Annotated in this window: 12 protein-coding genes and 1 riboswitch; of the genes, 7 read left to right on the plus strand and 5 right to left on the minus strand. The window is 63.8% G+C overall.

Features of this window, described 5'->3' with window-relative positions:
- Window positions 1-27: 27 nt before the first annotated feature.
- Entirely contained in the window at window positions 28-558 is a 531-nt protein-coding gene (locus tag P9228_RS23630) for a gamma-glutamylcyclotransferase (RefSeq protein ID WP_095823986.1), read from the minus strand.
- Between the two features lie 124 nt (window positions 559-682).
- Here P9228_RS23630 and P9228_RS23635 point away from each other — a divergent pair, with 124 nt between their 5' ends.
- Both P9228_RS23635 and P9228_RS23640 read left to right on the plus strand, forming a co-directional pair.
- On the plus strand, window positions 683-1681 hold the full coding sequence (locus P9228_RS23635; protein WP_067319146.1) for a DUF2125 domain-containing protein: 999 nt from the start codon (window positions 683-685) through the stop codon (window positions 1679-1681).
- A 7-nt stretch (window positions 1682-1688) separates the two neighbouring features.
- Window positions 1689-2636, plus strand: a complete 948-nt coding sequence (locus tag P9228_RS23640; protein WP_278055953.1) for a sugar kinase — start codon at window positions 1689-1691, stop codon at window positions 2634-2636.
- Here the strand turns inward: P9228_RS23640 and P9228_RS23645 are convergent.
- Window positions 2633-3571 carry a prephenate/arogenate dehydrogenase family protein gene (locus P9228_RS23645; protein ID WP_278055954.1) on the minus strand — a complete coding sequence of 313 codons (939 nt, stop codon included), beginning with the start codon at window positions 3569-3571 and terminating at the stop codon, window positions 2633-2635. The two genes, P9228_RS23640 and P9228_RS23645, sit on opposite strands and share 4 nt — an antisense overlap.
- A gap of 6 nt (window positions 3572-3577) precedes the next feature.
- Window positions 3578-4681 (minus strand): histidinol-phosphate transaminase, encoded by a 1104-nt coding sequence (gene hisC, locus P9228_RS23650; protein WP_067319152.1) that lies wholly within the window; start codon window positions 4679-4681, stop codon window positions 3578-3580.
- A 136-nt stretch (window positions 4682-4817) separates the two neighbouring features.
- Window positions 4818-4895, plus strand: a riboswitch (SAM riboswitch).
- Window positions 4896-4985: 90 nt separating this feature from the next.
- Between hisC and P9228_RS23655 the strand changes: the two genes are divergently transcribed.
- From P9228_RS23655 to P9228_RS23675, 5 genes are all read left to right on the plus strand, one after another.
- Entirely contained in the window at window positions 4986-6155 is a 1170-nt protein-coding gene (locus P9228_RS23655) for a homoserine O-acetyltransferase (protein WP_067319154.1), read from the plus strand.
- 88 nt (window positions 6156-6243) lie between these two features.
- The gene (gene metW / locus P9228_RS23660) at window positions 6244-6858 is read left to right on the plus strand and encodes a methionine biosynthesis protein MetW (RefSeq protein WP_066990286.1); all 615 of its coding nucleotides are present in this window, start codon (window positions 6244-6246) and stop codon (window positions 6856-6858) included.
- Complete coding sequence (locus P9228_RS23665) at window positions 6807-7625, plus strand: Stf0 family sulfotransferase (protein WP_278055957.1); 819 nt, start codon at window positions 6807-6809, stop codon at window positions 7623-7625. Before metW ends, P9228_RS23665 begins: the two co-directional genes overlap by 52 nt.
- A gap of 115 nt (window positions 7626-7740) precedes the next feature.
- Window positions 7741-8730, plus strand: coding sequence for a glycosyltransferase (locus P9228_RS23670; protein ID WP_278055959.1), 990 nt, complete (start codon window positions 7741-7743; stop codon window positions 8728-8730).
- Window positions 8731-8931: 201 nt separating this feature from the next.
- Entirely contained in the window at window positions 8932-9867 is a 936-nt protein-coding gene (locus P9228_RS23675) for a glycosyltransferase family A protein (RefSeq protein WP_278055960.1), read from the plus strand.
- 43 nt (window positions 9868-9910) lie between these two features.
- On the opposite strand, the gene P9228_RS23680 is transcribed toward P9228_RS23675, so the two are convergent.
- Both P9228_RS23680 and P9228_RS23685 read right to left on the minus strand, forming a co-directional pair.
- Window positions 9911-10708, minus strand: a complete 798-nt coding sequence (locus P9228_RS23680; protein ID WP_127247127.1) for a DUF1194 domain-containing protein — start codon at window positions 10706-10708, stop codon at window positions 9911-9913.
- A gap of 51 nt (window positions 10709-10759) precedes the next feature.
- Window positions 10760-12571: an ABC transporter ATP-binding protein/permease gene (locus P9228_RS23685; protein ID WP_278055962.1), complete on the minus strand. Its 1812-nt coding sequence runs from the start codon at window positions 12569-12571 to the stop codon at window positions 10760-10762.
- Window positions 12572-12619 lie beyond the last annotated feature (48 nt).

A 12619-nucleotide genomic window follows, 5' to 3' on the forward strand; every position in this document is an offset into this window, starting at 1 on the left:
GTTTTGCTTTTTGATCGGGCCAGATCTTCACGAAGGCGCGACCTGCCGCCCCACCTCTTCCAGCCAGTGGTCGCGGATGCCGAGCGCCCTCAGATGCTCCACTGTGCTCAGGACATAGTCTTCGTTCCTGCCCGATTGGCCCACGGCGCCGCGCACGACTTTTGCCGCATGGCCGGCGTCGAGCCCGCCGGCATATTGCTCATGCGCGCGGTCGACGATGTAGGCGACCGCTTCGACCGTTCCGCCTTGTCCCGCCCCATCCAGCCGGACATCGAGAGTGCGTTCGAGATAGACGCTGGTCACCAGCTCGCGCTCGCGCAGATAGGAAAGCACTTCGTCACGCAAATCGCCGGGCACGCGGAAGGCGAGCCCGACGCAGGAGCCGCCGCGGTCGAGGCCGAGCACCAGGCCCGGCCGCTCACGCGTACCGCGATGGACGAAGGAATAGACGCAGAGCGACCGGCGGAAGCCGTAAAGACGGGCGCGCCGCGTCTCGACATGTGCGAAACCGGGCCGCCAGATCAGCGACCCGTAGCCAAAAACCCAAAAATCGCCCATATCGCCAAGCCTGATTGCATTCGAGTGACGACACCACACCGGTAAGGTGCTTCTTCTGTCCCCGCTTGTCGTGCGTAAGAACAACCACCCGCTCGCCGCATGAGGGGTTAACGAGAGCCGCAGCATGACGTCAAGTGACGAGCGATCGCGCAAACCTCGCCGCCGGCTGTTCTGGCTTGCGGCGTTCATCTTGGTGCTGTTCGCGCTCTACAGCGGCGGATGGTTCTATCTCGCCGGCAAGGTCAAGACCGAGGCCGAGCGGGCCGTGGCCGAGCTTGGAGGCAAGGGCATCAAGGCCGACTGCGCCAATCTCACGGTCAGCGGTTATCCACTGGACTTCACGGTCGCCTGCGACAGCCTGGCCTATCAGGACGATGCCAGGAATGTAGCGGCCTCGACCGGCGATATGAACGTCGTCGCTCGCATCACCCAGCCTCTGTCGCCCGTGGCGAACCTGCGCGGACCGTTGCGGACTGTGGCGCCGGGCATGCCGCCGCTTTGGCTCGACTGGGACAAGCTGCACGCCACGGTCAAGCTGTCATGGCCGCTTCCGCGCCGCATTTCGCTTCAGGCGGAAGGCTTGTCTGGACAGACCGATCCGGCCGACGACACCGATCCCGTGCAGCTGTTCAGCGCCGGCCAGGCGGCCGGCCAGCTGCAGCCGAACGGCCAGGACCTCGTCTATACCGGCAGCTTTGGCGACCTGAAGATCGACGCGGAAGCTGTCGGCGGACGCGTGCTGCCGGAACTCGACGGCGCCGGCGAAGCGACAGTGAAGAACGGCGTCGCGCTGATTAAGGCGCCGCCGAAAAGCCTGCGCGGCCAGTCGGTCGACATCGCAAGCCTCGACGTGTCATCGGGCACGGCGCGCGTAACCGTATCCGGGCCGATCTCGATCGACGCCGACGGCCTGATCGATGCAAATCTGTCGATCAAGCTAAAGGACCCAAAGGCCGTAGCGGCGATCCTCGCCGGCGCCATTCCCGAGCACAAGAGCGAGATCGAGCAGGGTTTTGCCGGCATTGCCATGCTCGGCAACCAACCGTCCATGCCGCTCAAGATCGTGAAGGGCAAGGCTTCGCTTGGCTTCATCCCGCTCGGCAAGATCAAGCCGGTCGATTGAGACTGCGATGGCCGGACCGATCAAACTGCTCAGTGTCGGCGCGTTCACCCTCGACACGATCCTGCGTCTCGAGACGCTGCCCGCGCATCAGGGCAAGTTCATCGCCAGCGACGGTGTCCAGATCGCCTCCGGCATGGCGACGAGTGCGGCGTGCGCCGCGCATCGCCTCGGCGCCGATGTGTCGCTTTGGGCGAGCGCGGGAGACGATGCGGTCGGCGACCGGCTGATCGCCGAGATCGAGGCGGAAGGCGTCGATTGCAGCCTGGTCCGCCGCGTCGCCGGCGCGCGCTCGGCGCTGGCCGCGATCCTAGTGGATGCCCATGGCGAGCGCATCATCGTGCCCTTCTGTGACAGCAGGGCGCAAGCCGATCCCGACACGCTGCCGCTTGCCGAACTTTCCGCCTTCGACGCCGTGCTGGTGGACGTCCGCTGGCCGGGCGCCGCTGCACTTGCCTTGGCGGCCACGCGGGACGCCGGCCGTCCGGCGATCCTCGACGCCGACACCGCGCCGGTCGACGTGCTCGAGCGGCTTTTGCCGTTGGCCTCGCACATCGTCGCCTCGGAGCCGGCGGCGCGGATCATCTGCGGCCATGCGCTCGATCCGGAAAGCGCATGCGCCGATCTCGCCTCGCGCACCGACGCCTTCGTCGCGGTGACGGGCGGCGCTGCCGGAACCTGGTGGCATGATCGGGGAACCGGTCGCGTCCGGCATGTCGAGGCGCCGAAGGTCAAGGCGGTCGACACGCTCGCCGCCGGCGACGTCTTCCACGGCGCCTTCGCCGTCGGCCTTGCCGAAGCCATGCCGCCCGAGCAGGCGCTGCGCTTTGCCAGCGCCGCCGCCGCGCTTAAATGCCTGCGCTTCGGCGGCCGGCTCGGCGCTCCGGACAGAGCCGAGACAATGGCCATGATGGCGGCGCACTGGCCCGCATCGGGACAGATCGAGCAGAAGGCCTAGGGCTTGGCCCCCGGGTGCTCCACGGCCTGACGGCCGAAATCCGGCACATCGATATCCTGGCCGGCCTCAATGATCGAGCGGCGGATGGCGCGCGTGCGGGTGAACAGGTCGAACAGCTTTTCGCCGTCGCCCCAGCGGATCGCTCGCTGCAACGAGGCCAGATCCTCCGAGAAGCGCGCCAGCATTTCCAGGATCGCGTCCTTGTTGTGCAGGCACACGTCCCGCCACATGGTCGGGTCGGAAGCGGCCAGTCGGGTAAAGTCGCGAAAACCGGAAGCGGAGTATTTGATGACTTCCGTCTTGGTCACCGATTCCAGGTCGTCGGCGGTGCCGACGATGTTGTAGGCGATGATATGCGGCAGATGCGAGACGATGGCCAAGGTCATGTCGTGATGCTGCGGGTCCATCGTGTCGATGTTGGAGCCGCAGCGCCGCCAGAATTCGGAGAGCTTTTCCAGCGCCTCCGGATCCGTGCCCGGCAGCGGCGTGAAGATGCACCAGCGGTTGTCGAAGAGATCGGCGAAGCCGGCATCCGGCCCGGACTTTTCCGTGCCCGCCAGCGGGTGACCGGGGATGAAATGCACACCCTCCGGCACATGCGGCTGCATTTGCGCGATCACCGAAGCTTTGGTCGAGCCGACATCGGTGAGGATCGCGCCTTTCTTCAGCGCCGGCGCGATCTCGGCCGCGACCTCGCCGGACGAGCCGACCGGAACCGAGACGATGACGAGATCCGCGTCGCGCACCGCGTCTTCGGCCTCGGCCGTGTAGGAATCGCCGAGACCCAGTTCCTCGGCGCGCTTGAGCGTCGATTGGCTGCGCGTCGCGATAGCGATATGGCGCGCCAGGCCTTCACGGCGGATGACGCGGGCGAGCGACGAACCAATCAGGCCGATGCCGACCAGCGCTATTCTTCCGAACATCGTTGCTGTCATGGTGCTTCAGCTTTTCAGAAATGTCTTGAGCGCCTCGACGACGCCGCGATTGGCCTCCTCGATGCCGATGCTCATGCGCAGCGCGTTGGGAAAGCCGTAGCCGGTGACGCGCCGCAGGATGTAGCCGCGCGCGCTGAGATAGTCGTCCGCGGCCGCTGCCGAATGCTTTTTGTTGTCGGGGAAGTGGATCAGCACGAAATTGCCGACGCTGGGCGTCACGCGCAGCCCGAGCCCGGTCAGCTCCTCGCTGACCCAGGCAAGCCACTTCTCGTTATGCGCCACGCTGCGCTCGACATGGGCGCGGTCGCGGATGGCCGCGATGCCGGCCTCGATCGCGGTCGCATTGACGTTGAAGGGCCCGCGCACCCGGTTGATGGCATCGACGATATGCGCCGGTCCGTACATCCAGCCGATGCGTGCGCCGCCGAGGCCGAGCTTGGAGAAGGTGCGGGTCATGACCACGTTCTCCGAGCTCCCGGCCAGCTCGATGCCGGCTTCATAGTCGTTGCGCCGCACATATTCGGCATAGGCCGCGTCGAGCACCAGGAGCACGCTCTTGGGCAGTCCGGCATGCAGCCGGCGCACCTCCTGGAACGGCACGTAAGTGCCGGTCGGATTGTTGGGGTTGGCGAGGAACACGATCCGGGTCGCCGGCGTCACCGCAGCGAGGATCGCGTCGATGTCGGCGCGCTCGTCCGTCTCCTTGACCGCCACCGGCTTGGCGCCGGCGGCTTGAATATAGATCTTGTAAACCATGAAGGCGTGCTCGGTGAACACGGCCTCGTCTCCCGGCGCGAGATAGGTCTGCGCCAGCAGCCCCAGGATCTCGTCGGAGCCATTGGAGCAGACGATGTTTGCCGGATTGAGGCCGTGCACATCGGCGATCGCCTCGCGCAGCCGGCGGGCGGAGCCGTCGGGATAAACGTCCAGTTTGGCAGCCACCTCCCGGGCGGCCTCGATCGCCTTCGGCGAGGGCCCGAGCGGATTCTCATTGGACGACAGCTTGTAGACCTTCGTCACGCCGGCCGGCGCGGTACTTTTTCCCGGCACATAGGCCTCGATGTCCATGATGCCCGCGCGGGGCGTCGGACGTGGCTGATCCTGCTTCATGTCACAAATCCGTCGAGAGGCCCTGGTTCGAGGCCGCAGCGGAAATACAGGCGGTGGCCCCGAATGTCGAGGGGCCGGCGCGCTCGCGCGTAGGCAGACCGTTGACGAAGCGCGGCGCTGGCCCTAGAAGAACAGCCGGATCTCCCGTGGTGATTTGGCCGGTCGGCTTGCAGCCACGTTAAACAATTCGCTAAAGGGCCGTTTGCAACCTGTAACCGGCTTTGCGAAGGCAGGCCGGTTTTTTGTTGTCCGTTGCCGGCCGGACGCCGTATCGCGAGATCGATGCGACTGGATGGGGAATGCAATGGCCGCTCAGCGCGCTCCAAGGACCAACCACGAGGCCGACCAACCGTCGAGCCCGGTGATGCAGTTCGGTCCCGACAAGCCGCTAAAACTCGATGCGGGCACCGTGCTGTCGCCGTTCCAGGTCGCTTACCAGACCTACGGCGCCCTCAACGACGCCCGCTCCAACGCCATCCTCGTCTGCCACGCGCTGACCGGCGACCAGCATGTCGCCAGCACCAATCCCGTGACCGGCAAGCCGGGCTGGTGGGAGGTGCTGATCGGCCCCGGCAGGATCATCGACACCAGCCGCTTTTTTGTCATTTGCGCCAACGTCATCGGCGGCTGCCTCGGCTCCACCGGCCCGGCCTCGACCGATCCGGCGACAGGCAGGCCCTATGGGCTCGACCTGCCGATCATCACCATCCGCGACATGGTGCGGGCGCAGCTGATGCTGGTCGATCATTTCGGCATCGAGAAGCTGTTCTGCGTGCTCGGCGGCTCGATGGGCGGCATGCAGGTGCTGCAATGGGCCGCAAGCTACCCGGAACGCGTCTTCTCCGCGTTGCCAATCGCCACCGGCGCCCGCCATTCCTCGCAGAACATCGCCTTCCACGAGGTCGGGCGGCAGGCTGTCATGGCCGATCCGGACTGGCACGGCGGCAAATATCTCGATTTCGGCAGGCGGCCGGAAAAGGGGCTCGCCGTGGCGCGCATGGCCGCGCACATCACTTACCTCTCGGAAGCAGCGCTGCACCGCAAGTTCGGCCGCAACCTGCAGGATCGCGAGGCGCTGACCTTCGGCTTCGACGCCGATTTCCAGATCGAAAGCTATCTGCGCCATCAGGGCATGACCTTCGTCGACCGTTTCGACGCCAACTCCTACCTCTATCTGACCCGCGCTATGGACTATTTCGACCTCGCCGCCGACCACGGCGGACGGCTGGCCGATGCCTTCGCGGGCACTAAGACACGCTTCTGTCTCGTGTCGTTCACAAGCGACTGGCTGTTTCCGACCGAGGAAAGCCGCTCGATCGTGCATGCATTGAACGCCGCCGGCGCGTCCGTCTCCTTCGTCGAGATCGAGACCGACCGCGGCCACGACGCTTTCCTGCTCGACGAACCGGAATTGTTCGCGGCCATCAACGGCTTCATAGCCTCGGCGGCGCGCGCAAGGGGGCTCAGCCTATGAGTGGCGCGCGATCTCTGTGTCCTGGCCGCATTTCTGAGGCGCCGAGATTCCGACTGGCTGGAAATGCTCAAAGGCCGGAGGTGTGCCCATGAGCGTCAATCGCGCCCAGCGTGTCGACCTCGAAGTCGTCACCGATCTCATCCCGCCGCATTCGCGCGTGCTCGATGTCGGCTCCGGCGACGGCGTGCTTCTGGAGGTTCTGCAGGCGACCAAGCAGGTCGATGGCCGCGGCCTGGAGCTGTCGCAGCGCGGCGTCAACGAATGCGTGGCGCGCGGCCTTTCCGTCGTCCAGGGCGATGCCGACAAGGACCTCGAATTCTACCCCGACAAAGGTTTTGATTTCGTCGTCCTGTCGCAAACGCTGCAGGCGACCCGCAACCCGAAACTTGTGCTCGACGAGCTGCTTCGGATCGGCAACCGCGCGATCGTCTCCTTCCCCAATTTCGGCCATTGGCGCGTGCGCTTCTCGCTGCTGATCAAGGGCAGGATGCCGGTCACCAAGGACCTGCCCTATTCCTGGTACGACACGCCGAACATCCACTTCTGCACCATTCGCGACTTCGTCAATCTGTGCGAAGAGCTGGGCGCGACGGTCGAGAAGGCGACCGCGCTCGACGCCAACGGCCAGAAGATCGGCCTGTCGATGCCCTGGTGGTTCTGGAACTTCTTCGGCCAGCAGGCGGTGTTCTTGCTGAAACGATGATCTCGCTCGATCTCTTTCGACGTCGGCCGGCCGTGGTTCAAATCCCGTCGGAAATTCTGTCGGAGATAAGCACAGGGATTCTTGTGTGCACTTCGCCGCGTACCGGCAGCAATCATCTTGCAGGACTGATGGCTTCCGCCGGGCTGGGCAATCCACTGGAGTGGTTTGGCGGGCGCCGGCTGCTCGAACAGCCAGGCTATCCGCGCGATGCCAGAGGGCAGCTTCTGAGGGCGCTGACGGAAGGACGGTCCTCTTCCGGAATCTACGCGATCAAGCTTTTTGCGAATCAATTCGCTCAAGTTGCCAAGAAGGTGAACCTCCCCGCCAGTCTTCCCAACCTTCACTATGTGCGCCTGACGCGCAGCGATTTGCTGGGTCAGGCGATCTCATGGGCGCGTGCGCGCCAAACCCGCAGATTCCGCTCTAGCGAGGTCAATCGCGCATCCCCACGCTATGACGGCGAGGCTATCGCCGAATCGCTCGAAAAGATTCTGATGGAAAATCTGGCCTGGGACGGGTGGTTCGCGAAAAACGGGCTGTCCTTTCTTGCGCTAACTTACGAGCAGGTCCAGCAAAACCCGAGAGGAAGCCTCGAGAAAATTGCCCAGTTGGCCGGGGTCGAGCCTGTCTGGGGAACGAATCTCGGATCAGGTCTCGAAATCCAGCGCGACGCGACCAATGACGAATGGAGAAAACGTTTCCTGTCTGAATATGCCGACCCGTCGAGCTTCCCGCACAGAAAAAAGCGCGGGTTCCTGAAGATCTAGAAAGAATCATGCGATTGAAGCGCAAACTTGCAAATAGAATGGCACCGAGAATCGTTTGACGGCATACCCCGCAGGGCTATAGCGACTGTACCGGCAAAACTGGTGGTGATTATCTATGGCTGAACACCCGATCTATTCGATCGTCATGGAGATGGAGAACGCCAAATCCATCGACTGGAACGAGATCGGCCTGGGGCTGAAGTCACTGGCGCGCGAAATCGCGGCTGTTTCCGCTACGGGTTTTGCAAGGCCAAAAGTTGTCGTGTCGCATGGCGGGCCCGATTCGGACGGCAGCTTGCTGCAAGCGAGCATTGAAGCTGAAGCGCCTGAATTGATGCAGGTTGCCGACCTGACAATCACAGCTTGCCCCGACGGTCGGTATTACGAACTCAAGAACAACGGCGTGCTTTTGACCGAAGGAGACATCGTTGTTTTCCTGGATTCGGACACGGTCCCTCAGCCAGGTTGGCTTTCAAATCTGCTGCAGCCGTTTCAACAGCCGCAAACCGTCTGCGTGAACGGCCATACCTATCTGTCCTATGACGACTTCTTCTCGAGAACCTTCGCCTTGATCTGGTTCTTCCCGATGGCCCGCGGAGATGAAAGATTCGCCTCGAAGCGGGCGATCAATGCCAACAATGTCGCCTTCCGGCGCCATTGGATCGTCAACCACCCTTTCCCGGCACATAACGGCTTCAAGGTGTCCTGCACGCTGCTGATGCACCAGCTTCGGCGCGAGGGCCACAAGATCGTCAACGTCGATGCGCGCGTTTACCACTACTCTCCGCGTGGCTGGCGGTTCTTCTATTGGCGCGCGTTGGTGACCGGCAGGGACGCCGACCGCAAGTTCGTCGCGCTTCATGCCCCCAGTCGCAGCCAGCGGATCGTCAAGTCGTTCAGTCGCTGGTGGACCATGTCGTGGCGCACGACGCGACGCGTGCTCAGCCACGCGCCGCAAACGGGTATGCCTCTTTGGCAGATCCCGTTTTCACTGGTGGTAGGCCTGGCTTTTTATACCCTGGCATTTCTTGGTCATTTCAGCCTCGCTGCCGGTCTCGTAAGCGACGAAATCGAAACCGTGCCTGACTATGTCGGGCATAGTTGAAGGATAAACCGCCGCGAAGTGTTGCTTTCAAACCGCATGACTTTGAGGAAACATGCTCTGAACTTGACCCCGATGCGACACCTCAGGTGACATAGGCGGCTCTTTTCTGTAGCGTTTGCCGAATCCATCCGGTGGCGGACATGGAGGCAGGTTGTGCCAGTATCTTACGGTCATCGTTTATCTGCCCATAACGAAAGTTAGATGCCGACTGCCTCCGACCCAGCTCCGCTGATCACCGTGATCACGCCGACGCACAACCGGCGAAGCCAGGTCGTGCGCGCGGTGGAAAGTGTTCTTGCCCAGACACTTACCCGCTTCGAGCACATTGTTGTCGACGACGGTTCGACCGACGGAACGGCCTTGGCGCTGGCCGAGATTCGCGATCCCAGACTGATCTATGTCGGCGCGAAATGGCGCGGCGCCAATGCCGCGCGCAACGCGGGCATCGAGCGCGCGCGGGCGCCGATCGTGACCTTTCTTGATTCGGACGATGTCTATCTGCCGGACCGCCTCGACCGGACGCTGTCGCACTTCGACAGGAACCCCTCGCTCGAAGTGCTGATCAGTTCCTTCATCTCGGTCAAGGGCGGCCGCAGCACCAAGTGCATCAATCGTCAGGCCTTGCTCGACAAGAGCAGGCTGCAGCGCGCCCTGGTCTCGCAGACGATCTTCATCGCTGGCTCGGCGATCACCGCCCGGCACGAATCGCTGCTTGCGATCGGCGGCTTTGACAGCGATATCACGCGCATGCAGGACCGCGAATTGCTGCTGCGTTTTGCCAACCGCAGCGGCGCCTTGCTGTCGGATGATATCGACTGGAAGAAATACAATTCGGAAAATTCGATCTCCGGCCGGCGCGACGGCTATGTCGAGGCCTACGCCAACCTGATCGGCAAACATCCTTATCTTGCCGACCGCTATCCCGACGTGCCGCCCTATATGATCGCGCGGCAGATCATCGCCGACATATTGAAGGGGAGGCTGCCACAGGCCTTTTCGGGCTATCTCGCCAATCGGTCGTCAAAGGCGCTCGGCTACTCGCCGACCGAACTGCTGCGCGGCTATGTCGTCAGCCGGCGCTGGCGCCGCGATTGCTATGACGAGTTCCGCGCCAAATACGGCGCCAGAGCGGCCTGAGGCACAGCGCGGCGCTCTGGCCGAAACAGTGCAAATTGGGACCTCACCGATCCAGCTCCGGAAAATACGGATCGGAAAACCGCTGCCGCAGCCGTTCGCCAAGCAGGCAGTCGGTCGGCGCCTCCGCGTCGACGCGGATGCTTCCGGCGTCGCCGATCCCGCTCACCTCCTGGATCAGCTTGCGGCGGATAGCCGTCGAGAATTCCGACGCCGCATAGATCGGCAACACGAACGAACCGGGGCCGCCGGTGACGCAATCGGCATAGTAGCGGTCGAGACGAATGACGCTCGGCGACGGACTGATCAGGATCGGCAGGCCGTTGACCACGATGCCTTTGGCCAAAGCCGCATCACGGATCATCGCGACGGGCAGCCCGGCATTGTTGGGCCCGTCCCCCGATATGTCGATGACCCGGCGCGGCGCCGAGTAGCTGTTTTTCTCCAGAAGTCCGGCGCCGAATCCGAGAGCGCCTGAAATCGACGTGCCGCGAAAGCTCCGGAACGGACGACCCGCGATGGTGTCGGCGAAGGCGTTGGCGCTGTCCGCGCCGTCGATCACTTGCCAGCCGATCACGCCGTCGTCGCGCACGACGCCCGCCCATTCGAAATAGGCGAGCGCGATGCGGCCCCTCGGGCCCGAGCGCGCGGCGCTGATGAAGTCGGGATGGCGCAGCGCCTCGACATAGCCGGCGCGCTGCAGGGCGAACTCTTCTTCGTCCATCGATTGCGAGATGTCGACGGCCAGCACGAGTTCCACATCGACGGCAGTGCCTCCGATGGCAGGCATTGGCGCTGCCTCGGCGCAGGCAAGGCATGCAAGCAGGCTGAACAGCTTGAGCATGGCAGGCTCCACCACGCCGGGATTCTTCCCGGCGATCGCGGCGAAATAAAGCTATTTCTTGGCGCGCGCGGCAACAGGCGGGGGTTCGATCGCCCCGGCGCGGAGACGGGCCGGCTTCAGCGCCGATCCGCTGCTGTCCTTGACGATGGTGAGCGCGCGCGGGAAGAACTGGTTGTTGTGCAGACCGCGCCCGATATTGAGGATAGCGGCGTGCGGCAGTCTGGCCTGCAGCATTGCCAGCACGCGCCGAAGCGTGGCGCCGTCGAACGTATCCAGCGCTTCGTCGATGATCACCCATTTCGGCTTCCTCAGCGCCAGCCGGGCGAAGGCGAGTAGCCGCTGCTCATCGTCGGCCAGCTCATGCTCCCAGCGCGCCGAGCGGTCGAGCTGGAACGAGAGGCGCTCGAGGCCGACTTCACCGAGCACGGCGGAAATCTCGTCGTCGTCGATCTTGGTGCCTTCGGCATGGTTGAGCACGTCGCGCAGCGTGCCGAGCGGGAAATAGGGGGTGCGCGGCACGAAGAACGGTGTCTCTCCGGCCGGCATGCCAATGCGGCCGCCGCCCCATGGCCAGAGGCCGGCGATCGCGCGGAAGAACAGCGTCTTGCCGGCGCGCGGATCGCCGGTGATCATGACGCGCTCGCCGGCCTTTATCTCGACCTCCGTCTCCGCAAGCCTGGTGCAGCCGTCGGGCGAGGCGACTTCGAGCTTGTCGAATGTCAGTGTGCCATTTGCGTTTTCGCCGAACGCGATGCGCTTTTCCTTGGCATGCAGGATGTCCGTTTCGCCGAGCGCGATGCGAAAGTCGGCAACGCGCATCAGCGTTGCCCGCCAATCGGCGATGGCGCCGATGTTGTTGATGAACCAGCGCAGCGAGGAATTCACCTGGTTGAAAGCGCCGACGGCCATCATCAAACCACCGAAGCTGATGTCGCCCGCGAAATAGACCGGTGCGGCGACCAGAATCGGCGCCACCACGGTGATCCAGCCATAGGCGTCGGTAACCCAGGACAGGTTGATCTGGGCGCTGTAGATGCGCCGCATGGCGTCGAGCACGCCGCCGAGGTCGAGCTCGAGCTGCCGCCTGGCGTCCGCCTCGCCATGGGCGAGCGCGATGGCGTCGACATTCTCGTTGACGCGGACCACGGAGGAGCGCAGCACGGCCTCGCGCGTGTAGCGATCGCTGTTGAAGCGGATCAGCGGCCGGCCTACCAGCCAGCTCAGCCAGGATGCGATGCCGGCATAAAGGATCGCCGCCCAGACCATGTAGCCCGGTATTTCCAGCGAATGGCCGCCGACATGGAAGACGAAGCCGGAAGAGAGCTCCCACAGCACGCCGATGAAGGATACAAGCAGGATGAAGGATTGCAGCAGGCCGACGCCGAGATCGGTCGACAGGTCGGAGAGATGCCCCGCGTCCTGCTGCATGCGCTGATCGGGATTGACGCCGATCGCACCCGCATGGGTGAGCCGGAACGCACGCGCCGGCCGCATCCATTCATCGATCAGGTCGAGCGTCAGCGCCTCGCGCAACTTCAGCCGGATCGTCTGGTTGAGCCAGGTCTGGCCGACATTGAGCACCAGGAGGCTGCCGGCAATTGCGGCAAATACCATCAGCTGATGCAGGAAGCCCGGCAGGTCGCGCCGCGCCAGGGCATCATAGAAAGGCTGGTTCCAGCGATTGAGCAGCACTTGCCCGATCGAGGTCGCGACGATGACGCCGACAATGCCGATCGAGGCCCACAGGAGCCGCCTGCGGACCGGCGATGTCTTCAGCGCCAGCCTGATCGCCGCCAGCTGGTCTGAGAGGCGGCTCGTCTCGACTGAGAACGCGGCCTGTTCGATACTGGGCGTGTGGTCCATATGCGAGATCCCTGCTGCCAGGAACGGTCATTGGCGGCGATGCCGCAC

This window comes from Mesorhizobium sp. WSM4898 (genome assembly GCF_029625845.1).
Lineage (GTDB): Bacteria > Pseudomonadota > Alphaproteobacteria > Rhizobiales > Rhizobiaceae > Mesorhizobium.

Coding starts and splice junctions, on each gene's coding strand:
- P9228_RS23670 (WP_278055959.1), top strand. CDS start 7,741: ATGGCTGAACACCCGATCTATTCGATCGTCATGGAGATGGAGAACGCC.
- P9228_RS23645 (WP_278055954.1), bottom strand. CDS start 3,571: ATGACAGCAACGATGTTCGGAAGAATAGCGCTGGTCGGCATCGGCCTG.
- P9228_RS23655 (WP_067319154.1), top strand. CDS start 4,986: ATGGCCGCTCAGCGCGCTCCAAGGACCAACCACGAGGCCGACCAACCG.
- hisC (WP_067319152.1), bottom strand. CDS start 4,681: ATGAAGCAGGATCAGCCACGTCCGACGCCCCGCGCGGGCATCATGGAC.
- P9228_RS23680 (WP_127247127.1), bottom strand. CDS start 10,708: ATGCTCAAGCTGTTCAGCCTGCTTGCATGCCTTGCCTGCGCCGAGGCA.
- P9228_RS23675 (WP_278055960.1), top strand. CDS start 8,932: ATGCCGACTGCCTCCGACCCAGCTCCGCTGATCACCGTGATCACGCCG.
- P9228_RS23685 (WP_278055962.1), bottom strand. CDS start 12,571: ATGGACCACACGCCCAGTATCGAACAGGCCGCGTTCTCAGTCGAGACG.
- metW (WP_066990286.1), top strand. CDS start 6,244: ATGAGCGTCAATCGCGCCCAGCGTGTCGACCTCGAAGTCGTCACCGAT.
- P9228_RS23630 (WP_095823986.1), bottom strand. CDS start 558: ATGGGCGATTTTTGGGTTTTTGGCTACGGGTCGCTGATCTGGCGGCCC.
- P9228_RS23635 (WP_067319146.1), top strand. CDS start 683: ATGACGTCAAGTGACGAGCGATCGCGCAAACCTCGCCGCCGGCTGTTC.
- P9228_RS23640 (WP_278055953.1), top strand. CDS start 1,689: ATGGCCGGACCGATCAAACTGCTCAGTGTCGGCGCGTTCACCCTCGAC.